A 258-nucleotide genomic window follows, 5' to 3' on the forward strand; every position below is an offset into this window, starting at 1 on the left:
GATCGGGCGCACAGGTTCTCGGCCCGATCACGGTCGGACCGCGCGCGCGGGTCGGCGCCAATGCCGTGGTGACTCGCGATGTGCCCGAAGGTGCGGTGATGGTCGGCATCCCGGCGCGCCCGACCATGGTCGAGGGCGGCGCGGCGCCCGAAAAGCGCTTCGTGCCCTATGGAACGCCCTGTTCCGAGCTGTTCGATCCGCAGACCCAGAAGGTCGAAAAGCTGCGCTGTGAACTCGATACGCTGCGCCGCCAACTCG

1 pseudogene is annotated in these 258 nt (G+C 68.6%); it reads left to right on the forward strand.

The window, feature by feature from the left end:
• A pseudogene (locus tag AC3II9_RS22030) lies at window positions 1-258 on the forward strand (serine O-acetyltransferase); the annotation flags it as partial.

It is taken from the genome of Lysinibacillus sp. RU7, from assembly GCF_057837305.1.